At 73.4% G+C, this 21,694-nt stretch carries 18 protein-coding genes and 1 rRNA gene; 17 read left to right on the forward strand and 2 right to left on the reverse strand.

The window, feature by feature from the left end; genetic code table 11:
• The 3 genes from rrf to AB0F72_RS40770 all read left to right on the forward strand — a co-directional run.
• Window positions 1–88, forward strand: a 5S ribosomal RNA gene (gene rrf, locus AB0F72_RS40760); the annotation flags it as partial.
• 2,005 nt (window positions 89–2,093) lie between these two features.
• Complete coding sequence (locus AB0F72_RS40765; RefSeq protein ID WP_360444236.1) at window positions 2,094–3,074, forward strand: Replicase polyprotein 1ab; 981 nt, start codon at window positions 2,094–2,096, stop codon at window positions 3,072–3,074.
• The gene (locus AB0F72_RS40770; RefSeq protein WP_360444185.1) at window positions 3,071–4,075 is read left to right on the forward strand and encodes an HAD-IIA family hydrolase; all 1,005 of its coding nucleotides are present in this window, start codon (window positions 3,071–3,073) and stop codon (window positions 4,073–4,075) included. The genes AB0F72_RS40765 and AB0F72_RS40770 overlap by 4 nt, the downstream gene beginning before the upstream one ends.
• Window positions 4,076–4,108: 33 nt before the next feature.
• Here AB0F72_RS40770 and AB0F72_RS40775 read toward each other — a convergent pair whose 3' ends face one another.
• Entirely contained in the window at window positions 4,109–4,354 is a 246-nt protein-coding gene (locus AB0F72_RS40775) for a hypothetical protein (RefSeq protein ID WP_360444188.1), read from the reverse strand.
• 157 nt (window positions 4,355–4,511) lie between these two features.
• Here AB0F72_RS40775 and AB0F72_RS40780 point away from each other — a divergent pair, with 157 nt between their 5' ends.
• Entirely contained in the window at window positions 4,512–5,795 is a 1,284-nt protein-coding gene (locus tag AB0F72_RS40780; RefSeq protein WP_360444191.1) for a methyl-accepting chemotaxis protein, read from the forward strand.
• A gap of 45 nt (window positions 5,796–5,840) precedes the next feature.
• Here AB0F72_RS40780 and AB0F72_RS40785 read toward each other — a convergent pair whose 3' ends face one another.
• On the reverse strand, window positions 5,841–6,176 hold the full coding sequence (locus AB0F72_RS40785) for an SCP2 sterol-binding domain-containing protein (RefSeq protein WP_360444194.1): 336 nt from the start codon (window positions 6,174–6,176) through the stop codon (window positions 5,841–5,843).
• A 114-nt stretch (window positions 6,177–6,290) separates the two neighbouring features.
• On the opposite strand from AB0F72_RS40785, the gene AB0F72_RS40790 reads away from it, so the two are divergent.
• The 13 genes from AB0F72_RS40790 to AB0F72_RS40850 all read left to right on the forward strand — a co-directional run bounded on the left by AB0F72_RS40790 (window position 6,291) and on the right by AB0F72_RS40850 (window position 21,515).
• Complete coding sequence (locus AB0F72_RS40790; protein ID WP_360444197.1) at window positions 6,291–7,433, forward strand: hypothetical protein; 1,143 nt, start codon at window positions 6,291–6,293, stop codon at window positions 7,431–7,433.
• Window positions 7,434–7,437: 4 nt separating this feature from the next.
• Complete coding sequence (locus AB0F72_RS40795; RefSeq protein ID WP_360444200.1) at window positions 7,438–7,629, forward strand: hypothetical protein; 192 nt, start codon at window positions 7,438–7,440, stop codon at window positions 7,627–7,629.
• 25 nt (window positions 7,630–7,654) lie between these two features.
• Complete coding sequence (locus AB0F72_RS40800) at window positions 7,655–8,470, forward strand: TlyA family RNA methyltransferase (RefSeq protein ID WP_360444203.1); 816 nt, start codon at window positions 7,655–7,657, stop codon at window positions 8,468–8,470.
• Window positions 8,467–9,354: an NAD kinase gene (locus AB0F72_RS40805; RefSeq protein WP_360444206.1), complete on the forward strand. Its 888-nt coding sequence runs from the start codon at window positions 8,467–8,469 to the stop codon at window positions 9,352–9,354. The genes AB0F72_RS40800 and AB0F72_RS40805 overlap by 4 nt, the downstream gene beginning before the upstream one ends.
• 50 nt (window positions 9,355–9,404) lie before the next feature.
• Window positions 9,405–11,162: a DNA repair protein RecN gene (gene recN / locus AB0F72_RS40810; protein WP_360444209.1), complete on the forward strand. Its 1,758-nt coding sequence runs from the start codon at window positions 9,405–9,407 to the stop codon at window positions 11,160–11,162.
• A 73-nt stretch (window positions 11,163–11,235) separates the two neighbouring features.
• Entirely contained in the window at window positions 11,236–12,414 is a 1,179-nt protein-coding gene (gene steA, locus AB0F72_RS40815; protein WP_360444212.1) for a putative cytokinetic ring protein SteA, read from the forward strand.
• A gap of 7 nt (window positions 12,415–12,421) precedes the next feature.
• A complete protein-coding gene (locus AB0F72_RS40820; protein WP_360444215.1) occupies window positions 12,422–13,351 on the forward strand; it encodes a copper transporter in 930 nt (309 codons plus the stop codon).
• A gap of 25 nt (window positions 13,352–13,376) precedes the next feature.
• Complete coding sequence (locus tag AB0F72_RS40825; protein WP_360444218.1) at window positions 13,377–14,210, forward strand: hypothetical protein; 834 nt, start codon at window positions 13,377–13,379, stop codon at window positions 14,208–14,210.
• Window positions 14,207–15,805 (forward strand): lipid II flippase MurJ, encoded by a 1,599-nt coding sequence (locus tag AB0F72_RS40830; protein ID WP_360444221.1) that lies wholly within the window; start codon window positions 14,207–14,209, stop codon window positions 15,803–15,805. The genes AB0F72_RS40825 and AB0F72_RS40830 overlap by 4 nt, the downstream gene beginning before the upstream one ends.
• On the forward strand, window positions 15,802–16,914 hold the full coding sequence (locus AB0F72_RS40835; protein WP_360444224.1) for a glycosyltransferase family 4 protein: 1,113 nt from the start codon (window positions 15,802–15,804) through the stop codon (window positions 16,912–16,914). The genes AB0F72_RS40830 and AB0F72_RS40835 overlap by 4 nt, the downstream gene beginning before the upstream one ends.
• Before the next feature lie 20 nt (window positions 16,915–16,934).
• Entirely contained in the window at window positions 16,935–19,097 is a 2,163-nt protein-coding gene (locus AB0F72_RS40840; RefSeq protein WP_360444227.1) for a hypothetical protein, read from the forward strand.
• 152 nt (window positions 19,098–19,249) lie between these two features.
• Window positions 19,250–20,941 (forward strand): CTP synthase, encoded by a 1,692-nt coding sequence (locus AB0F72_RS40845; RefSeq protein ID WP_360444230.1) that lies wholly within the window; start codon window positions 19,250–19,252, stop codon window positions 20,939–20,941.
• 1 nt (window position 20,942) lies between these two features.
• Window positions 20,943–21,515 (forward strand): NUDIX hydrolase, encoded by a 573-nt coding sequence (locus AB0F72_RS40850; RefSeq protein WP_360444233.1) that lies wholly within the window; start codon window positions 20,943–20,945, stop codon window positions 21,513–21,515.
• Window positions 21,516–21,694: the final 179 nt, after the last annotated feature.

Below are 21,694 nucleotides of genomic sequence, written 5' to 3' on the forward strand. Positions count from 1 at the left end.
CGGTTACATTCCGAACCCGGTAGCTAAGCCCTCCAGCGCCGATGGTACTGCACTCGGGAGGGTGTGGGAGAGTAGGACGCCGCCGGACTCAACGTGAAGGTCGAGGGCCGCCCCCGCTCGGGGTCGGCCCTCGACTGCGTTTTAGACAGATTCTCCGAGTAACTTTGTGTGTTGACGCATGGCCGCTGCCCGTTCCGAGGGCCCGCCGCCGTACTGGAAGGAATTGAACCGTGACTACAGGACCGCAGGACGGCGGCTCCAGCAACCGAGACGGCGAGAGCCGTTCCGGCAGCAGTCGCGACGGAAGTGGCGGCGAGCGCCGGGGTGACCGGGGCGGCTATCAGGGCGGCGGCGAGCGGGGCGGATCCCGTGGCGGCTACCAGGGCGGCGATCGCGGCGGCTACCGGGGCGACCGGGACCGAGGCGGTGACCGTGGCGGCTTCCGTGGCGGCGACCGCGATCGAGGCGGTGACCGTGGCGGTTTCCGTGGCGGCGACCGTCCGCAGGGCGGCGACCGTGGTGGTTACCAGGGTGGCGGCGACCGCGGTGGCTTCCGTGGCGGCGACCGTCCCCAGGGCGGCGACCGTGGCGGCTACCAGGGCGGGCAGCGCTCGGTGAGTGGCGACCGCGGTGGCTTCCGTGGTGGGGACCGTCCGCAGGGCGGCGGCTTCCAGGGCGGCGGCGACCGTGGCGGTTTCCGCGGTGGGGACCGTGACCGTGGTGGTTACCAGGGTGGCGGCGACCGCGGCGGCTTCCGTGGCGGCGACCGTCCCCAGGGCGACCGTGGTGGCTTCCGTGGCGGTGACCGTCCGCAGGGCGGCGGCTTCCGTGGCGGCGACCGTGACCGTGGTGGTTACCAGGGTGGCGGCGACCGCGGAGGTTTCCGCGGTGGAGACCGTCCCCAGGGCGGCGGCTTCCGCAGTGACGACCGTGGCGGCTCGCGGGGTGGCTTCGGCGACCGTGACCGTGGCGGCGACCGGGGTGGCTTCCGTGGTGGCGACCGTCCCCAGGGCGACCGGGGTGGTTTCCGTGGTGGCGACCGTCCCCAGGGCGACCGGGGTGGCTTCCAGGGTGGCGGCGATCGCGGCGGTTTCCGCAGCGACCGTCCGCAGGGCGACCGTGGCGGTTTCCGTGGCGGTGACCGTCCGCAGGGCGGCGACCGTGGCGGGTTCCGTGGCGGCGACCGTCCGCAGGGCGGCGACCGTGGCGGTTACCAGGGTGGCGGCGACCGCGGTGGGTTCCGCAGTGACCGTCCGCAGGGTGGCGGCTTCCGTGGCGGCGACCGTGACCGTGGTGGTTACCAGGGTGGCGGCGACCGCGGTGGGTTCCGCAGTGACCGTCCGCAGGGTGACCGTCCGCAGGGTGGCGGCTTTCGTGGCGGCGACCGCGATCGCGGTGGCTACCAGGGCGGCGGCGACCGCGGCGGTTTCCGTGGCGGCGACCGTGACCGTGGCGGCTACCAGGGCGGCGGCGACCGCGGCGGGTTCCGTGGCGACCGCCCGAGTGGTCCCCGCGAGGGCTTCCAGGGCGACCGGGGTGGCTTCCGTGGCGGCGACCGTCCCCAGGGCGGCGGCTTCCGTGGCGGAGACCGGGACCGTGGCGGCTTCCAGGGCGGCGACCGGGACCGTGGCGGCGACCGCGGCGGCTTCCGGCGCGACGACCGTCCGCAGGGGAGCGGTTTCCGTGGCGGCGACCGTGACCGTGGTGGTTACCAGGGTGGCGGCGACCGCGGTGGGTTCCGCAGTGACCGTCCGCAGGGTGACCGTCCGCAGGGCGGCGGCTTCCGTGGCGGCGACCGCGATCGCGGTGGCTACCAGGGCGGCGGCGACCGGGGCGGCTACCAGGGTGGCGGCGACCGAGGCGGATACCAGGGTGGCGGCCGTGGCGGCTACCAGGGTGACCGGGACCGGGGCGGCTACCAGGGCGGCGGCGACCGCGGTGGTTACCGTCGGGACGAGCGGGACGGCGCGAACGAGCGTCCGCAGGACGACGCCGGTCAGGCCCCGTTCCAGGCGCCGGACATTCCCGAGGACATCGTCGCGACCGACCTCGACCAGGAGGTCCGCGCGGAGCTGAACTCGCTCGCCCGGGAAATGGCCGACAAGGTCGCGCGGCACCTCGTCGCGGCCGGCCAGATCATCGACGAGGACTCCGAGCTCGCGCTGCAGCACGCGATCGCCGCGCGCCGGCTCGCGTCCCGGATCGCCGTGGTGCGTGAGGCCGTCGGCCTCGCCGCCTACGCGGCCGGGGACTGGACCACGGCGATCGCCGAGCTGCGCACCTACCACCGGATGACCGGGCGGCAGACGCACCTGGCCGAGCTGGCCGACTGCGAGCGGGCCCTGGGCCGGCCGGAGCGGGCGATCGACCTCTACCGCGGCGCCGACATGGCGAAGCTGGAGAAGAGCGGCTCGATCGAGCTGCTGATCGTGGCGGCCGGCGCCCGCAGCGACCTGGGCCAGCACGACGCCGCCGTGGCGATGCTGCAGGTCAAGGAGCTCACCTCGGAAGAGGACGCGGAGTGGGCGGCACGCCTGCGGTACGCGTACGCGGATGCCCTGCTCGCGGCGGGCCGCCGTGAGGAAGCGCGGGAGTGGTTCGCCCGGGCTGCCTCGCTCGACGCCGAGCAGCTCACCGACGCGGCCGAGCGTCTGCTCGAGCTCGACGGGGTCGCCATCGAGGGCGACGACGACGAGGACGACGAGGAGACCGAGGCGGCGCTGGGCGAGGGTGGGGCGGAGACCCGTTCCGAGGACGACGACGACTCCGAGGGCGACACCGCGGAGTTCGACGACGAGGACGAGGGCGACGAGCCGGTCGCGGTGCGGGACGCGGACGAGGAGTTCGCGGACGACGACGAGGATGAGGACGAGGACGAGGACGAGCCGGTTGCGGCCCGGACCGCGGACCCCGCCGAGTTCGCGGACGAGGACGAGGACGAGGACGACGAGGACGGCGACGAGCCGGCCGAGGTGTCCGCGACCGACGTGAACACCGACGGCCTCGCCGACGCCGACGACAAGCAGGCGGACGAGTTCGTCGCCAAGGCGGACGACGAGCAGCCGCGGGGATGAGTGACCACCTGGCCGCCGGCTACGACCTGGTCATCTTTGACCTGGACGGAGTCGTCTTCCTGATCGACAAACCGATCCCGGGAGCGGCCGAGGCGGTCGACCGGCTGCGTTCCGGCGGCACGCCGATCGCGTACGCGACGAACAACGCGTCGCGGCGGGCCGCCGACGTGGCCGCGCTGCTGACCGGCATGGGTGTGAGCGCCGCGCCGGCCGAGGTGCTCACCTCGGCCGGCGCGGCCGCCGCCCTGCTCGCCGAGCGGTTCCCGGCCGGTGCGCCGGTCCTGGTGGTCGGTGCGGAAGCGCTGCGGGCCGAGGTCCGGGACGCGGGCCTCAACCCCGTCGGCTCGGCCGAGGACGAGCCGGTCGCGGTGGTTCAGGGGTACGGCCCGGAGGTGGGCTGGAAGGTCCTGGCCGAGGCCGCGCTCGCGGTGCGGGCCGGGGCGGCCTGGTTCGCGACGAACACCGACCGGACCCTGCCCAGCCCGCGCGGCCCGCTGCCGGGCAACGGCTCGCTCGTCGCGGTGCTGCGCACGGCCCTGGACCGGGAGCCGGACGTGGTGGTCGGCAAACCGCAGCCGGGCCTGTTCACGACCGCCGCGACGCTGTCCGGGGCGGACCGGCCGCTCGCTGTCGGCGACCGGCTGGACACCGACATCCAGGGCGCGGTCGGCGCCGGGATGGACAGCCTGCTGGTGCTGACCGGCGTGAGCGGCCCGGCGGATCTGCTGGCCGCGGCTCCGGAACGCCGGCCGACGTTCGTCGCGGCCGACCTGTCCGGGCTGTTCCGGCCGGTCGACGAGGCCCGGGTGCCGGCGACCGGCGGTGAGGCCGGTGGCTGGCGGATCAGCCGGGACGGCGACCGGGCGGTGCTGGACGGCTCCGGCGACCCGGTCGACGCGTTGCGGCTGCTCTGCGGGGTGACCTGGGACGGCGTTCCGGTCGCCGCGGTGGAGGCGGGCTCACCCCAGGCCGGGGAGTTGCTGCGGGACTGGGGCGTCTGACACCCGTACCCTGATCAGGTCTGTCGCCCCCGGTCAGTGACGTGTGTGGAATCGGGTGAGGCCCGCCAGCAGGCGGCTGGACTCCACTGTGACGCCGTCGGCGGGGGCGTGCTCCGGGGTGACCGAGGCGGCCGGCCGGTATCGGCGGCGTGGCAACGGCGCGTCCGGGTCGATGTGCAGAAAGCCGTCGACCACCGAGAGCACCGGCGTGCTCATCCAGTCGAAACTCGGCACCGCCACGCTCTCGGCCTGAGCATGCAGGTCGTCGGAGCTGGTCATGGTCCTTCCCTCCCGGCCGGCCGGGGCCGGTCACCATCGTTCCTCCTGTCAGCGTGGCACCGCACGGAGGTGCCCGCTACGTCCGGGAAAAGGTCAGTCCTTACCGGCTCTGGCACGTACGGGTCAATCGGGCGCTCGAACGGCCGATCAGAGCGGTATGAGCGGGTTCACTCTGCCGCGTGGCGCCCGGCTCTCCGATGCGTCCTGGGCGGCGCGGCACCGGATCGCCACGCGCCTCCTCTGGTTCCACGCGCCGATCTTCTTCGTGGTCGGCATTCTCGGGCCCCGGCCGACCTGGGAGGCGATCCTGCTGCCGGTGCTGGTCGGGGTGTGGGCGGCCGCGGCCGCGCTGGTGCCGTCGGCCGGCGGCAAGGCGTCGCACACCAGCGTCGGGCTGATCGCCTGCACGTTCGTGGCGATCGAGCTGACCGGCGGGCAGATGTCGGCGCACATCCACCTGTACGCCGTCCTGATCTTCGTGGCGCTGTATCAGCAGTGGGCCCCGCTGGTGTCGTCGATCGTCGTGGTGGTGCTGCATCACGGGGTGCTCGGGCTGATCGCACCGGACCGGGTGTTCGGCGATCACCACATGGGCGTCGCGGCGGCGCTCGTCATGGTCGCCGTGCACGCCGGGCTGCTCACCCTCGAGGTGGCCGGCATCGTGATCTTCTGGCACTTCGCGGAGCAGGCCGAGCGCGAGAACGAGGTGCTCGCCCAGCAGGCCGAGCAGGCGCGGCGGGACGTCGAGCGGGCCGAGCACGAGGCCCGCGAGCGCGCGGCTGAGGACCTGCGGACCCGCTCCGAGCAGACCGCCGAGCGAGCCCGGCAGATCACCGCCGACGTGGCCGGGATCAGCGGGGAGGCGCACGCCGCGATCTCGGCGGTCGCGTCGGTGGACCGGGAACTCGCCTCGCTCACCGCGTCGGTCGGGGACATCGCCCGCCGGTCCGCGGCGGCCGCCGAGACCGCGGCCAGCGGCAAGGAAGCGGCCGCGTCGGCCGGCGAGAAGATACGGGCCCTGGAGCGCTCGGTCGCCGAGATCGCCGAGGTGAACGCGCTCATCGCGTCGCTGGCCGAACAGACCAACCTGCTCGCGCTCAACGCCACCATCGAGGCGGCCCGCGCCGGTGAGCTCGGCAAAGGGTTCGCCGTCGTGGCCAGTGAGGTGAAGGACCTCGCCCGGGAGACCGCGACGTCGGTGGAACGGGTGAACCAGGTCATCACCGCGATCGTCGCCGAGACCGACGACGTGGCGCAGACGTTCGCGTCCACCACCGGGGCGGTCGGCGAGATCCACACGGCGCAGCTGAACATCGCGGCCTCGGTGGGGGAGCAGGCCACGGTGCTCTGCGAGGTGACCGCCCAGCTGTCGAACGCGACGTCGGCGGCCGACCAGGTGCTGGCCGGCCTGGAGAGCCTGTCCGCCCGCGCCGGATCTTGAACGTTTTCGGCCGCGGTTCCGTATCCGGGAGCGCTGCTGGCGCTCTCAGAGGAGCTTACGGAGTTTGAGCAGGTCGAACGGGTTCGCCTTCACCTTGATCTGCCCGGACGTGAACGCGCGGGTGAGATCGAGCTTGCCGTTGATCAACTCGATCAGGTGGTCGCTCGTCGCGGTCAGCACGATCTTGGCTTTCGGATTGTCGCCGTCGGCGATGTCGATCAGCCGGCCGCCGGTGATCCGGCCGTGGAACGCGGTGTCCAGGTCCGTGACCCGGCAGGCGAGCGTGCGATCGAGATCAAGATGGCCCTGGGCCTCCGCATTGGCCGCCAGTTTCGCGGCCAGATCGTGCAACGCTTGCCGGCACTCGTCCACGGTGGCCATCGGCACTCCCCCTCATGACACCAGCACGCCCTCGCGACACCAGCACGGTACCTCAGGAGTTTGACTGCGGTGCCCGGTAGCGTGGCACCCGACGCGGCGAGAGGAGCCGAGATCATGCCGGATGCATGGCGGGCATATCTGGACCTGGCACTCGGGCTGACCGAGGTGCCTCGGAAGAAAGCACAGCAGGTCGCCGGGGAGGTGCTCACCCGGGGCGGCGCGACGGCGGCCCAGCTGCAGGGCCTGGTGGAGGACCTGTTCTCGGCCGGAGTGGCGAACCGTGAGGCGCTGACCAACATCGTTCGGTACGAGGTGGACCGCGCGCTCGGGCGTGTCGGGCTGGCCACCGCCGACGAGGTGTCCGATCTGACGTCCCGGGTGCACGACCTGGAACGGCAGCTGCGGGACGCGCAGTCGCAGACCGCGAAGGCGCCGGGGACGGCGGGTTCGCCGGGGCCGGCGGGTTCGGGAACGGCGGGTTCGTCGGGGCCGGCTGTCTCGCCGGGATCGGTCAAGAAGGCCGCGGTGAAGAAGGCCGTCGCCAAGAAGGCCGTGCGGGCCAAGCCGAACGCGATGCCGGCCGCGGGGACCGGGCCGGCGGGTTCACCGAACAATGTGGCCGCCGGGCCGGAGGCGTCCGCGTCGCTGCCGGCCACGCCGGCGCCGCCCAGATCTGCGCCGGCTAAGAAGGCCGCTGCCAAGAAGGCCGCTGCCAGCAAGGCCGCTGCCAAGCCGGCTGTGGCTCCCGAGGCTCCGGCCAAGGGGACCCCGGCCAAGGGGACTCCGGCGAAGAAGGCTCCGGCCAAGCGGGCCAAGGCGTCCGTTCCGTCGCAGAGCACACCCGCTGCGGGTGTGGATACGCCGCCGGTGGGTGTGCCCGTTCCGGCGGGGACTGTCGCGGCTCCGGTCAGCCCGGTGGTCGAGGCCGCCGCGGCGACCACCCTGCCGCCGGTCACCGAAGTGTCGACCGGGACGGCGTCCACGGGGACGGCGTCGGCCGAAACGGCGTCGTCCGTAACCGGGGTGTCGACCGGGACCGGGGCGTCCACCGGGACCGCGCCGGACTCCGGGGCCTCCTCCGCGGTCGCGGAGAGCGGGAACGCGCCGGCCCGCAAGGCGGCGCCGCGCAAGGCCGCGACGGCCCGGACGCCCGCGCAGAAGCGTGCGCCCCGCAAGACGGCCGCCGCCAAGAATGCGGTGCCGAGCCAGGCGAAACCGGCGGAGACGACCGGACCGGCCAAGAGCACGGAGGCGTGATCCCGTGACGTTCCCGAACCCCGCGCAGCTCGCCCCGCCGCCCGGCGGGAATCCGGAGGACACCGGGCACCCGGCGGTGGACGCGGTGCTACGGTCGCTCGCCAACGCCGCGCGGCTGGCACCGGCCGAGCAGATCGCCGAGTACGAGGCCGCGCACCAGGTGCTCCAGGAAACCCTGGCGAGCATCGACCGCTGAGACACCTCGTACAGAAAGAACTGAAATGGCTCGCCGCGCGCGACTGGACGCCGAACTCGTCCGCCGCAAACTCGCCCGTTCCCGGGAACAGGCCGCCACGCTCGTCGAGGCCGGCCGTGTGCAGGTCCGTGGCGTCGTCGCCCACAAGGTGGCGGCGATGGTCGACCCGGCCGACCCGGTGCTGGTCACCGGGGAGGATCCACAGACCGAGTACGTCTCCCGGGGCGGCCACAAACTCGCCGGGGCGCTGAGCGTCTTCGGCAAGGACGGGCTGACCGTGGACGGCCGGCGCTGCCTGGACGCCGGGGCGTCGACCGGCGGCTTCACCGACGTGCTGCTGCGTGCCGGCGCCCGTGAGGTGGTCGCGGTCGACGTCGGGTACGGGCAGCTGGCCTGGCCGATCCGGCAGGACGAGCGGGTCGTGGTGATGGAACGCACCAACGTGCGCACGCTGACCCCGGACGTGATCGGCGGCCCGGTCGGCCTGACCGTGGCCGACCTGTCGTTCATCTCGCTGCGGCTGGTGCTGCCGGCGCTCGCCGCGTGCACGGACGGCGATCTCGCGCTGATGGTGAAGCCGCAGTTCGAGGTGGGCAAGGAGCGGGTCGGCGCCGGCGGCGTGGTCCGTGACTGGCGGCTGCGGGCCGAGGCAGTGCTGGACGTGGCGGCCGCCGCGCAGGAGCTGGGCCTGGGTGTGCGGGACGTGACGGCGAGCCCGCTGCCCGGCCCGAGCGGCAACGTGGAGTTCTTCGTGTGGTTCCGTCGTGACGCCCCGCCCGCCGACCGGGAGCGGGTGGAGAACGTGGTCGAGGCCGGACCGACACCCCTGGAGGAGAAATGACGCGTTCGGCCCTGCTGGTGACGCACACCGGCCGGCGGCAGAGCACCCAGCACGCCCGTGCGGTGGCGCTGGATCTGATCGCGGCCGGATTCGAGGTGCGGGTCATCGCCGAGGAGGTCGCCGACCTGGACCTGCCGGACGAGGTGAAACCGGTCGACGGCCCGGGCGCCGCCGAGGGCGCGGAGATCGTGCTGGCGCTCGGCGGTGACGGCACGTTCCTGCGCGCCGCCGACCTGGCCCGGCCGGTGAAGGCGCCGCTGCTCGGCATCAACCTGGGCAAGGTGGGCTTCCTCGCCGAGGCGGAGATCGAGCACATCGACGAGGCGGTCGCCAGCGTGGTGGCCGGCGACTACACCGTGGACGAGCGGCTCACCCTGGACGTGCGGGCCGAGTACGACGGCCGCCTGATCGCCGAGTCGTGGGCGCTGAACGAGGTCTCGGTGGAGAAGGGGCAGCGGGCACAGATGCTCGAGCTGCTCGTCGACGTGGACGGCCGTCCGCTGTCCCGGTACGGATGCGACGGTGTGGTGTGCGCCACACCGACGGGGTCGACCGCGTACGCGTTCTCGGCCGGCGGACCCGTGGTCTGGCCCGAGGTGGAGGCGCTGCTGCTCGTCCCGATCAGCGCCCACGCGCTGTTCAGCAAGCCGCTGGTGACCGCTCCGACGTCGACGTTCGTCCTGACGGTGGACCCTTACACCTCCTTTGCGGTGCTCTGCTGTGACGGTCGCCGCACCTGGGACCTGCCGCCCGGCTCGAAGGTGACAGTCGAACGGGGTCAGCTGCCGGTCCGCGTGGTCCGTCTGGCGCCCCGGCCGTTCACCGACACGTTGGTGGCGAAGTTCGAGCTCCCGGTGGTGGGCTGGCGCGGCAATCGACGCTGATCACCTCCCGGGTTGGGCGTTTGTCGGTGGGCACCGATACTGTTCGCCGTGTGCTGGAGGAACTGCGCATCACCGGGCTCGGCGTCATCGACGACACCACGCTGCGGCTCACATCGGGAATGAATGTGATCACCGGCGAGACCGGTGCTGGCAAGACGATGGTGGTGACCGGTCTCGGGCTGCTCTTCGGCGGCCGGGCCGATGCCGGGCGGGTCCGCGCCGATCCGGGCCGGGCCGTGGTCGAGGGCCGGCTGAACCTTCGCGGGACGCTCGGCGACGCGGTGCGGACCCGGATCACCGACGCCGGCGGTGAGATCGACGACGACGGCTCGCTGCTGCTGAGCCGCACCGTGACGGCCGAGGGCCGGTCCCGGGCGCACGTCGGCGGCCGCAGCATGCCGGTGTCGACGCTCAGCGAGCTCGGCGAGCAGGTCCTGGCGGTGCACGGCCAGTCCGACCAACTGCGCCTGCTGCGCCCGTCGGAGCAGCGGTCCGCGCTGGACCGGTTCGCCGGCCCGGAGCACGAGAAGCTTCTGGACTCCTACCGTGAGGCGTTCACCCGGTGGCGCCGGGTGGTGGAGGACCTGGCCGACCGGCGGCGCAACGCCCGGCAGCGCTCGCAGGAGGCCGACCTGCTCAAGCTCGGCCTCGACGAGATCACCCGGGTGGATCCGCAGCCCGGTGAGGACGAGGATCTCCGCGCCGAGGTGCAGCGGCTGGAGCACGCCGAGGGCCTGCGGGTCGCGGCCGCCCTCGCGGCGCAGGCGCTGGCCGGTGGCGTGGAGGCGGCCGACGACACGCCGGACGCGACGCAGCTGCTCGGCACCGCCCGCCGCACCCTGGAGGGCCAGGCCGCTGTGGACCCGGCGCTCGGTGACCTGGCGGCCCGGGTCGAGGAGGCGGCCACCCTGGTCGGCGACGTCTCCTCGGAGCTCTCCGCCTATCTCGGCACGCTCGACGCCGACCCGGCCCGGCTGGAGGCGATCTACGAGCGGCGGGCCGCGCTGCGGGCGCTGACCCGGAAGTACGCGGACGACATCGACGGCGTGATCGTCTGGGCGGAGAACGCCCGGGCCAAGCTGAGCGAGCTGGACACCTCCGACGAGCTGCTCGAGGAGATGGACAAGGAGCGGCAGCGTCTGGCCGCGACGGTCGGCGAGCTGGCGGGCCGGCTGACCGCTGCCCGGCGGGAGGCGGCCGGGCGGTTCTCCGAGGCGGTCAGCGTGGAGCTGGCCGGCCTGGCGATGCCGCACGCGCGGGTCGAGGTCGCGGTGGTCACCCGGTCCCCGTCGAGGGACGAGCCGTCGGTGACCGTCGACGGCGCGGAACTGGCCGCGGGGGCGGACGGCGCCGACGAGGTGGAGCTGCGGCTGCTGGCCCACCCGGGCGCGCCGTCGCTGCCGCTGCAGAAGGGCGCCTCCGGAGGTGAGCTGTCCCGGGTGATGCTGGCGATCGAGGTGGTGTTCGCCGGTGCCGGCGGCCCTCCCACGCTGGTCTTCGACGAGGTGGACTCGGGCGTCGGTGGCACCGCGGCCGTGGAGATCGGCCGGCGGCTGGCGCGCTTGGCCCGTACCCATCAGGTGCTGGTCGTGACGCACCTGCCGCAGGTCGCGGCATTCGCCGATCGCCACCTGGTGGTCGCGAAGGACACCGGTGGGGCGATCACTACGAGTGGCGTGCGGATCGTGGAGGAGACCGAGCGGGCTCGCGAGTTGTCCCGGATGCTGGCGGGTCTGCCCGATTCTGATCTTGGCATTGCGCACGCGGAGGAGTTGCTCTCCGTAGCGGCTCGGGAGAAACGTGCGTGATAAGTCCCGATTGTCGGTGAGGTGGCGCATGTCGCGGGGGGATGGCGTGCGGCGTCGTGTCAGGATGGCCGGGATGCGACTTCCCACCTTGCGCCGCACACGTGCCACGGAGCCGGGGCCGGTCTCCGGGCTGGTCCGGCTCGACCGGCGCACCAAACGACTGACCGGCCGCCTGCGTCCCGGCGAGATCGCCGTGATCGACCACATCGACCTGGACCGGGTCGCGGCCGACTCGCTCGTCGCGTGCGGCGTGACGGCGGTGCTCAACGCGAAGCCGTCGATCTCCGGGCGCTATCCGAACCTCGGACCCGAGGTGCTGATCCAGGGCGGCGTCGTGCTCGTCGACGGCCTCGGCGAGGACGTGTTCAAGGGCCTGCGCGAGGGGCAGACGGTCAGCATCGACGGCGGGACCGTGCTGCTCGGCGGCGAGCCGGTGGCGACCGGGGTCCGGCAGGACGCGGAGAGTGTCGCCCAGTCCATGGCGGACGCCCGGGAGGGCCTGTCCGTGCAGCTCGAGGCGTTCGCGGCGAACACGCTGGACTACATGAAGCAGGAGCGTGAGCTGCTGCTCGACGGCGTCGGCGTGCCCGACGTGCGGACCCGCATCGCCGGCCGGCACGTGCTGATCGTGGTGCGCGGTTACGACTACAAGGAGGACCTCGACGTCCTCCGGCCCTACATCCGGGAGTACAAGCCGGTGCTGATCGGGGTGGACGGCGGCGCCGACGCCCTGGTGGAGAACGGCTACACCCCCGACATGATCATCGGGGACATGGACTCGGTCACCGACGACGTGCTGCGGTGCGGCGCCGAGGTGATCGTCCACGCGTACCCGGACGGCCGCGCGCCCGGTCTCGAGCGGGTCCGTGGCGTGGGGGTCGACGCGATCACCTTCCCGGCCGCGGCCACCAGCGAGGACCTGGCGATGCTGCTGGCCGACGAGAAGGGCGCGTCGCTGATCGTGGCGGTCGGCACGCACGCGAACCTTGTCGAGTTCCTCGACAAGGGCCGCGGCGGCATGGCGTCGACGTTCCTGACCCGCCTCAAGGTCGGCGGCAAGCTGGTCGACGCGAAAGGCGTGAGCCGGCTCTACCGGCAGAACATCTCCGGGTCTGCGCTGCTGCTCCTGGTGCTGTCGGCGATGGCCGCGATGGCGTCGGCGGTGGCCGTGTCCACGGTGGGGAAGGCGTACCTCACCGTCGTGTCCGAGTGGTGGGACAATTTCGTCTTCCAGCTCGGCAATCTTTTCTGAGGGCGTCGTGATCAACTTCCGGTACCACGTGGTGTCGCTCACCGCGGTCTTCCTCGCGCTCGCAATCGGCCTGGTCGTCGGCACCGCCGCGCTCAACGGCCCGGTCTCGGAGAACCTGCGGACCAACCTCGAGGCGCTGAAGAAGGACAACGACGTCCGGCGCGACCAGGTGAACCAGCTGCGCGAGGAACTCAACAGCGGTCAGGACTTCGCCACCGAGGTGGCGCCGGTCGTGCTCGCCGGCAAGCTGGCCACCCGCAAGATCGCGGTGGTCTCGCTGCCGGGCGCCGACGAGTCCGCCGACGGCGTGGTGAAGATGCTGAACGTGGCCGGCGCGACGCTCACCGCCCGGGTCACTCTCGAGGAGAAGTTCTTCGACCCGAACTACACGACCGAGCTGCTCGACCTGGCCGACCAGTCGTCGCAGCCGAGCATCCCGGTGACCTCGCTGCCGCGGAACAGCGACGGGGTGGAGACGGCGAGCGCCCTGCTCGCGCTCACCCTGCTGCAGGGCGCCACGAACCCGACGCCCGATGACGTGACAGCGGTGCTGACCGGGCTCTCCGAAGCCGGTTACGTCGCCACCGAGGAGGCCGCGGCCGGCGGCGCCGAGGCGGTGGTGCTGGTGTCCAGCGAGCCCGCCACCGACAAGGAGGCGACCCGCAAGAACCAGTCGGCGGTCACCGTGGCCAACCAGTTCTACCAGCGCCGCCCGCTGGTGGTGGCCGGCGACGGCGCCGGTGAGGGCAACCTGGTCTCCGGCGTGCGTGGCGACCCCACGCTGGTGAAAGAGATCTCCACGGTGGACAACGTGAGCACCGTGCAGGGTCAGGTGGCGACCGCGATGGCGACCACCGAACGGCTGGTGCAGAACAAGGTCGGACAGTACGGCCTGGCCGCCGGCGCCACGTCGATGGTGCCGTCCGCAGCGCCGTAGCCCCGGCTGACTAGACTTTCCGGCCATGGCCCTCCTCCGCTCGTTCGGCATCGGTGCGATCGTCGCGCGGACCGCGCTCGGCTGGGTGCGACGCGACCCGAACGCGGGTGACCTGCGCCGGACCAACTTCCACGGCCGCACGGTCACGCTGGCCGGCGGTCCCGCGCTCGCGCTGGGCGCCACGGCCGGCGCCGCTTCCGGAGCTGCCACGCCCCGGCTCGCCGCGGCCGCCGTGACGGCCGGCGCGGTCGCCGGCGCGGTCGGTTTCTACGACGACGTGATCGGCAACCGCCCGGAGGAGAAGGCGTTCAAGGGCTTCGCCGGTCACCTCGGCGCGCTCCGCGAGGGCCGGGTCACCAGCGGCCTCGTCAAGATCGCCGGGGTGGGCGCGGCCGGTCTGGTGGCGTCCGCGCTGGTCGGCAGCGACCGGCGCAGCCGGTTCGGCCGGGGCGCCGACGTGCTGCTCGGCGCCGGGGTGATCGCCGGCACGGCGAACCTGCTGAACCTGCTCGACCTGCGGCCGGGCCGCGCGCTGAAGGCCGGCACGATCCTCGGCGCGCCGCTGGCGCTCGGCCGGGGCGGGGCGATGACGGCCGGCACGCTGGGCGCGGGCGCCGCGCTGCTGCCCGCCGACCTCAACGAGGAGATCATGCTGGGCGACTCCGGCGCCAACGCGCTCGGCGCCCTGCTCGGTGTGGCGTTCACCGCCCGCAGCGGGACGGCCGGCCGGGTGGCGGCGCTCGCCGTGCTGGCGTCGCTCACCGCGGCGAGCGAGCAGATCAGCTTCACCAAGGTCATCCAGGACACGCCGTGGCTGCGCGCGGTCGACGAGCTCGGCCGCCGGCCCCCCGAAGCGTGACAGATACGGTGAAGACCGGCGGCGGCGCCGCGAAGATCGCCGGCGCGGCGGCGCTCATCACCATCCTGACCGTGGTGGCCCGCCTCGCCGGGTTCGCCCGCACCTTCGTGTTCCTGCGCACCGTCGGGCACGAGACGCTCGGCGACGTCTACAACGCCGCCAACGTCATCCCGAACATCGTTTTCGAGCTGGTCGCCGGGGGCGCGCTGGCGAGCCTCGTGGTGCCGCTGCTGGCCGGGTCGGTCGCGGCCGGCGACCGGGACCGCGTGCACGCGGTCGCCTCCGCGCTGCTCACCTGGGTGCTGGTGCTGCTCGTGCCGCTCGCGGTGCTGCTCGCGGCGCTGGCCGGCCCGATCAGCGACCTCCTGCTCGCCGGAGCACCCGAGCAGAACCGTGAGCTGGCCGCGAGCATGCTGCGGGTCTTCGCGCCGCAGCTCCCGCTCTACGGCATCGGGATCGTGCTGACCGGTGTGCTGCAGGCGCACCACCGGTTCTCCTGGCCGGTGATCGCGCCGCTGCTGTCCAGCGTGACCGTGATGGGCGCTTATCTGACGTACGCGCTGGTCGACGGCGCGAAGAGCGACATCGGCGGTCTTTCCTCGACCGGCGAGCTGATCCTGGCGGGCGGCACCACCCTCGGCGTGGTGGTGCTCTCGCTCTGCCTGATCCTCCCGCTGCGCGGTCTGCGGTTGCGTCTGCGCCCGGCCCTGCGGTTCCCCGGCGGCGAAGGCCGTAAGGCGGTGCGGCTCGGCTGGGCGGGCGCGGTCACGGTCGGCTCGCAGCAGCTGATGACGCTGGTGGTGCTCGCGCTCACCGCGGCCGGCGGCCTGACTGTCTACACCACGGCGCAGACGGTGTTCCTGCTGCCGTGGGCGGTGCTCGCGGTGCCGCTGGCCACCGCCGTCTACCCGCGGCTGTCGGCCGCCGCCGAGCACGGTGACGAGGACGGCTACCGAACCGCGCTGGCGGGCACCGCGCGAACCGTCGTGCTCCTCGCCGGACTCGGCGCGGCCGCCCTCGCGGCGCTCGCCGGGCCCGCCGCCTATCTGATCGACGCGCCACCGGCGGCGGCCGGCATCGCCGGGTTCGCACCCGGCCTGCTCGGCTACGCGTTGTTCGCGCTCCTCTCCCGGGCGCTCTACGCGCGCGGCGCCACCGTGGCCGCGGCCGCCGCGACGGCGGCCGGTTGGGTGGTGGCGGCGCTGGCGGCGTTCGCCCTGGTGAGCCTCGTCGACGGCAGGCAGGCGCTGGTGCTGGGACTGGCCAACGCGGCCGGCATGACCGTCCTCGCTGCCCTGCTGGCCATCGCGGTGCGCCGGCACGCCGGGGCCGCCGCGCTGAGCGGCCTGACTCGTGCGAGCGTGACAGCGGTGGTCGCCGGGCTGGCTGCCGGCGCCGCCGGATGGGCGGTCGTGACCGGGCTGGAACGGGCATTCTGGCCCACCCCGGGCGTGCCCGCCGCCCTCGTGGAGGGCATGCTGGGCGGTGCAGCCGTCGCCGGGGTCTTCGTCGCGGTGGCGTTCCTGCTGGACCGGCGCGACCTGGGGCCGCTGGCCGCGAAATTGCGTCTTTCGAGGGGAGAACACGGCTCGTGAGCAGCGACGACAGGTGGCGTGGCTCGGTGGTGCTGGTGCTGGCGTCCAGCACCGGCGGGATCGGCCAGCACGTCGCCTCGCTGGCCCGTGGGCTGGCCGAGGGCGGGTGCCGGGTGCTGGTCTGCGGCCCGGCCGCGACCGACGCGCACTTCGGGTTCAGCGCGTCCGGCGTCGACTTCGCGCCGGTGGAGATCCCGGCCGACCCCGGGCCGCAGGACTCCGGCGCGATCCGGCAGCTGCGCAAGGCGATCGCCGGGCGGGACCCGGAGGTGATCCACGCGCACGGGCTGCGCGCCGGTTTCGTGGTGTCGCTCGCGCGTACCGGCCTGCCGGTCGTGGTGACCTGGCACAACGCGGTGCTGGCCCGGGGGTTGAAGGGTCAGGCCGGCGCGCTGCTGGAGCGGATCGTGGCGCGCAACGCCACGCTCACCCTCGGCGCCTCGGAGGACCTGGTGCAGCGGGCCGTCGTGCTCGGCGCGAAGAACGCCCGGCTCGGCCCGGTCGCGTCGCCCCGGCTCGCCGCGCCGAAACGCACCCGCGCCGCGGTGCGCGCCGAGTTCCGCCTCCGGCCGGAGACGCCACTGATCCTCTCGGTCGGCCGGCTGCACCCGCAGAAGCGGTACGACCTGCTCGTCGACGGAGCCGCCCGGTGGCGGGAGCTGACACCCGCGCCGGTGGTGGCGGTGGCCGGCTCCGGGCCGAGCTACATGCCGCTCGCCCAGCGGGCGTCGCAGCTGCACGCCCCGTTCCACCTGCTCGGGCACCGCAGCGACGTGCCGGACCTGCTGGCCGGCGCGGACCTGGCGGTGGTCACCAGCGACTGGGAGGCGCGGCAGCTGTTCACCCAGGAGGCGCTGCACGCCGGGGTGCCGCTGATCGTGACCGCCGTCGGTGGCCTGCCCGGCCTGGTCGGTGACGCGGCCGTGCGGATCCCGCCGGGGGACCTGGACGCGCTCGACGAGGCGGTCCGCCGGATGCTGGCCGACCCCGGGATGCGCGCCGACTACGCGGCTCGCGGCCCCCGGCAGGCCGCCACCTGGCCGACCGAGCCGGACGTGGTGGCCGGCGTGCGGGCCGCCTATGCCGAGGTCACGGCGGTCCGCAGGTGACCCGGAGCGGTCGTGCGTGGGTGCCCTACCTGCTCGTGGCCCTGGTCGCGGTCAGCAGCCTGCTCGGTCTGAGCATCCGTCCGGCCGAGCAGTCGAGCCGGGGCTCCGCCGACTACGTGGTGGTGGCCGCCGCGCCCGGCCTGCGGTGGGAGGACCTGGACCCGCAGCGCACCCCGGCGCTGTGGAAGGAGGCGACCCTCGGCGCGGTCGGCTGGCTCACCGTGCGGTCCGCGCACGACGTGACCTGCCCGGCGGACGGCTGGCTCACGCTGGGCGCCGGCAACTACGCGGCCTGGGACACCCGGGAGGTGACCGGGCGCTGCGCGGCCGCCGCACCGGAGCTGACCCGGCCGGACGCGATCGGCGCGAACGTCGCCGATCAGCGCACGGTGGTTCGCAACAACCAGGACCGGATGCCGTACGGCACCACGCCCGGCGCGCTCGCCGAATCGGTGCGCTGCACCTACGCCGTCGGCCCGGGCGCGGCGATCGCGGCGGCCCGGCCGTTCGGACGGGTCGACAAGTACGCGGCCGAGCTGCCCGAGGACCCGGCCGCGCTGCTCGACGACTGCGTGCTGAGCATCGTCGACCTCGGCACGATCAACGGCAGCGGCGCGGAGCGGCAGGCCGCGGTGGCCGCCGCCGACGCGACCCTGGCCCGGGTGCTCGCCGCCCGCCCGGAACGCTCGCTCATGCTGATCGCCGGCGTCTCCGACACCGACCCGAGCTCGCGGCTGCACGTCGCGATCGCCGAGGGGCCGAACTGGCGGGGCGGCTGGCTCACCTCGGCCGGCACCGGCCGGGACGGATACCTGCAGCTGGTCGACCTGGCCCCGACCGTGCTGTCCGCGCTGGGCCGCCCGGCGCCGGAGAAACTGTTCGCCGGGTACGCGGCGACCGTCTCCGAGGGGCGTCCGGCGGACCCGGCCGCAGCGATGCAGGGTGAGCACGACGCGGACCGGCGGGCGATCGCCCAGCGCGGCGTCGCCGAGATCTTCTTCACCGTGCTGGCCTTCCTCCAGCTGCTGCTCTTCGTGGTGACGATTCCGGTGCTGATCCGGGCCCGGCGGCACGCCGGTCCGGCCGGCCCGCCGCTGCCGCCGCGCCGGTTGGTCGCGGTGGTCGAGGCGGCCCTGATCGCGGCCGGTCTGGCGATGCCCGCGGCGCTGCTGGCCGACCTGGTGCCGTGGTGGAGCGCCGAGCACCCGGCGTGGATGTTCGGCGCTGCCACGGCCGCGCTGATGGTGCTCGGCACGCTGCTGATCCGCCTGCCGCGGCGCTATCCGCGGACGCTGTGGCCGATGGCGGCGGTCTCCGCGACGGCCGTCGTGGTGGTCGGCGTGGATCTGCTCACCGGCGCCCGGCTGCAGCTCAACGGGGTGGCCGGGTACTCCGCCGTCTACGGGGTCCGGTACTCCGGTGTCGGCAGCGTCGGGCTCGGCACGCTGGTGGCCGGCCTGCTGCTGCTGGCCGGATGCGTGGCCCAGAAGGTGACCCGGCAGTGGCGCCCGCTCGTCGTGGTGCTCTTCGGCGGGCTGGGCGTGGTCATGGTGGGCAGCCCGTACCTGGGGGCCGACCCGACCGGGGCGATCGCCGTGACCGCCGGGGTGTGCGTGGCGGCGGCGATCAGCACCGGCGGCTGGCTGACGTTCCCCCGGTTCGCGTGGGCCGCCCTCGCCGGTTTCGTGGTCACCGTCGGTTTCGCCGTCTTCGACCTGCGCCGCCCGCCGCTGGAGCAGGGCACGCTGGGCCGGTTCCTGACCGCGCTCGGCAACGGCACGGCCGGCCCGGCCATGCAGCGGGCCGCCTCGGCGAGCGGGCAGGCGCTGGTGGACAGCCCGCTCACCCTGCTCGCGCTCTTCGGCGCGCTGATGATGGTGTTCTGCCAGTTCTCCCCGTGGGGCGGCCTGAACCGGCTGTACGGGCTGCATCCGGCGGTGCGGGCCGGTATCGCCGGCACGACAGTGGCGACTCTGATCGCCGGGATCTTCGGCGGGACCGCGCTGGTGGTGGCCGGCACCGCGGCCGCGCTGGCCGTTCCGGTCGCGGTTCTCACCACGCTGCGTGTCCTGCTGCACGCCGCGGACCGGACGCCACCGCCGGGGGAGACCGACGGACCGGGCGGACCGCTGCTGCGCAAAAGCGACGAAGATCTCCTTCCGGAGACGGAACGGGCTGGTTGACACGCTAGGCCAGCAGCCCGAACGTGGCGGCTCCGGCAATCAGTGTTACGGTGAACTCCCGTGGATGGGGCTTGGCCGTGGACCCGATGTGGCCGTGATCCGACCGGCCCCCGCCGCAAGATCCGAAAGACAGGCGACCACGGGAGCGGGCCTTGGCCTCAACAGTGCGCGACACTCGGCACATCTTCGTCACCGGGGGCGTCGCCTCCTCGCTGGGCAAGGGCCTCACCGCCTCGAGCCTCGGCAATCTGCTCACCGCCCGCGGCCTCCGCGTCGTGATGCAGAAGCTCGACCCCTATCTGAACGTCGACCCCGGGACGATGAACCCGTTCCAGCACGGCGAGGTCTTCGTGACCGAGGACGGCGCGGAGACCGACCTCGACGTCGGTCACTACGAGCGCTTCCTCGACCGGGACCTCTCCGGCAAGGCGAACGTCACCACCGGCCAGGTCTACTCGGCGGTCATCGCCCGGGAGCGGCGCGGTGAGTACCTGGGCGACACCGTGCAGGTCATCCCGCACATCACCAACGAGATCAAGAGCCGGATCTTCGCGATGGCGGACCCGGACGAGAACGGCAACGTCCCGGACGTCGTGATCACCGAGGTCGGCGGCACGGTCGGCGACATGGAGTCGCTGCCGTTCCTCGAGGCGATCCGTCAGGTGCGGCACGAGGTCGGCCGGGACCACGTCTTCTACCTGCACGTCTCGCTGGTGCCCTACCTGGCGCCGTCCGGCGAGCTGAAGACCAAGCCGACCCAGCACTCGGTGGCCGCGCTGCGCAACATCGGTATCCAGCCGGACGCGCTGATCTGCCGCAGCGACCGCGAGATCCCCGAGAAGATGAAGCACAAGCTGGCGCTCTACTGCGACGTGGACGCCGAGGCGGTCATCGCCTGCCCGGACGCGCCGAGCATCTACGACATCCCGAAGGTGCTGCACGACGAGGGCCTGGACGCGTACGTGGTGCGCCGCCTCGGCCTGTCGTTCCGGGACGTCAACTGGAAGCAGTGGAACGACCTGCTGGAGCGGGTGCACCACCCGAAGCGCACCATCACGATCGCGCTCGTCGGCAAGTACGTCGACCTCCCCGACGCGTACCTCTCGGTCACCGAGGCGATCCGCGCGGCCGGTTTCGGCAACACCGTGAAGATCCAGATCCGCTGGGTGCCGAGCGACAGCTGCGAGACCCCGTCCGGCGCGGCGACCGCGCTCAAGGGCGTCGACGGCATCGTGATCCCCGGCGGTTTCGGCGTCCGCGGCATCGAAGGCAAGGTCAACACCTCCCGGTACGCGCGGGAGAACGGCGTGCCGATCCTCGGCCTCTGCCTCGGTCTGCAGTGCATGACCATCGACGCGGCGCGCAACCTGGCCGGTCTGACCGGCGCGAACTCGCTGGAGTTCGACGAGACCGCCGCCTACCCGGTGATCTCCACGATGGCCGACCAGGAGGACATCGTCGCGGGCAAGGGCGACCTGGGCGGCACCATGCGCCTGGGGGCGTACCCGGCGAAGCTGAAGGACGGCTCGATCGTCGCCGAGGTCTACGGCTCCACCGAGATCTCCGAGCGGCACCGGCACCGCTACGAGGTGAACAACGACTACCGCGACAAGCTGTCGCAGTCCGGCCTGATCTTCTCCGGCACCTCGCCGGACGGCCGGCTCGTCGAGTTCATCGAGCTGGACCGCGAGACGCACCCGTACTTCGTGGCCACCCAGGCGCACCCGGAGCTGAAGAGCCGCCCGACCCGGCCGCACCCGCTCTTCGACGGCCTGGTCAAGGCAGCGATCACGTACGCGGCGGCGGACGAGCTGCCGGTTCTCGCCGACACCGCCGAGGCCTGAGGTGGCGTTCGAGCACGAGCGGCTGTCCCGCACCGAGCGCTACCACGGCGCGATCTTCTCGGTCTACTCCGACGAGGTCACCATGTCGGACGGCGGCTCGGCGCGGCGTGACGTGGTGGAGAACCGCGGCGCGGTGGTCGTGGTCGCCCTCGACGAGCAGGACCGGGTGGTGCTGATCAAGCAGTACCGCCACCCGGTCAAGGCGCACCTCTGGGAGCTCCCGGCGGGCCTGCGCGACGTCGAGGGCGAGGAGCCGGCGCTGACCGCGGCCCGCGAGCTGGCCGAGGAGGCCGACCTGCGGGCGGGCCGCATGGACCGCCTGGTCGACCTGCACACCTCGCCCGGCTTCAGCGACGAGTTCGTGCTGGTCTACCTCGCGCGCGACCTCACGCCGGTGCCCGCGGCCGAGCGCCACGTGCGCACCGCCGAGGAGGCCGACCTGGAGATCCGCCGGGTCGACCTGGACACCGCCGTCGACATGATCTTCCAGGGTGAGATCACCAACGCGGCCGCGGTGGCGGGCCTGCTCGCTGCCGCCCGCGCCCGCGACACCGATTGGTCCCGGTTGCGCTGAGCGCGCCGTCCCACGTCGCACGCCGCGGTTTCCCGGCGCCGGGCCGTCTTCGGTCCGGCGCCGGATCATAGGGGTACGCGCACCACCTCCCCAGCCGCACATCCCGTCCCGCCCCACCCGGCACTGACGTCCATGCCCCGGCGCGACCCGCCGCCGGCCCTGGAGCGCCGCCGGGGCCG

This window comes from Actinoplanes sp. NPDC023936 (assembly GCF_040639325.1).
In the GTDB taxonomy this organism is placed as follows: Bacteria; Actinomycetota; Actinomycetes; order Mycobacteriales; family Micromonosporaceae; genus Actinoplanes.

Bases quoted from the DNA above. Each gene is read 5' to 3' on its own strand.
- AB0F72_RS40765 (WP_360444236.1), top strand. From the start codon at position 2,094: ATGGCCGACAAGGTCGCGCGGCACCTCGTCGCGGCCGGCCAGATCATC.
- AB0F72_RS40770 (WP_360444185.1), top strand. From the start codon at position 3,071: ATGAGTGACCACCTGGCCGCCGGCTACGACCTGGTCATCTTTGACCTG.
- AB0F72_RS40775 (WP_360444188.1), bottom strand. From the start codon at position 4,354: ATGACCAGCTCCGACGACCTGCATGCTCAGGCCGAGAGCGTGGCGGTG.
- AB0F72_RS40780 (WP_360444191.1), top strand. From the start codon at position 4,512: ATGAGCGGGTTCACTCTGCCGCGTGGCGCCCGGCTCTCCGATGCGTCC.
- AB0F72_RS40785 (WP_360444194.1), bottom strand. From the start codon at position 6,176: ATGGCCACCGTGGACGAGTGCCGGCAAGCGTTGCACGATCTGGCCGCG.
- AB0F72_RS40790 (WP_360444197.1), top strand. From the start codon at position 6,291: ATGCCGGATGCATGGCGGGCATATCTGGACCTGGCACTCGGGCTGACC.
- AB0F72_RS40800 (WP_360444203.1), top strand. From the start codon at position 7,655: ATGGCTCGCCGCGCGCGACTGGACGCCGAACTCGTCCGCCGCAAACTC.
- AB0F72_RS40805 (WP_360444206.1), top strand. From the start codon at position 8,467: ATGACGCGTTCGGCCCTGCTGGTGACGCACACCGGCCGGCGGCAGAGC.
- steA (WP_360444212.1), top strand. From the start codon at position 11,236: ATGCGACTTCCCACCTTGCGCCGCACACGTGCCACGGAGCCGGGGCCG.
- AB0F72_RS40825 (WP_360444218.1), top strand. From the start codon at position 13,377: ATGGCCCTCCTCCGCTCGTTCGGCATCGGTGCGATCGTCGCGCGGACC.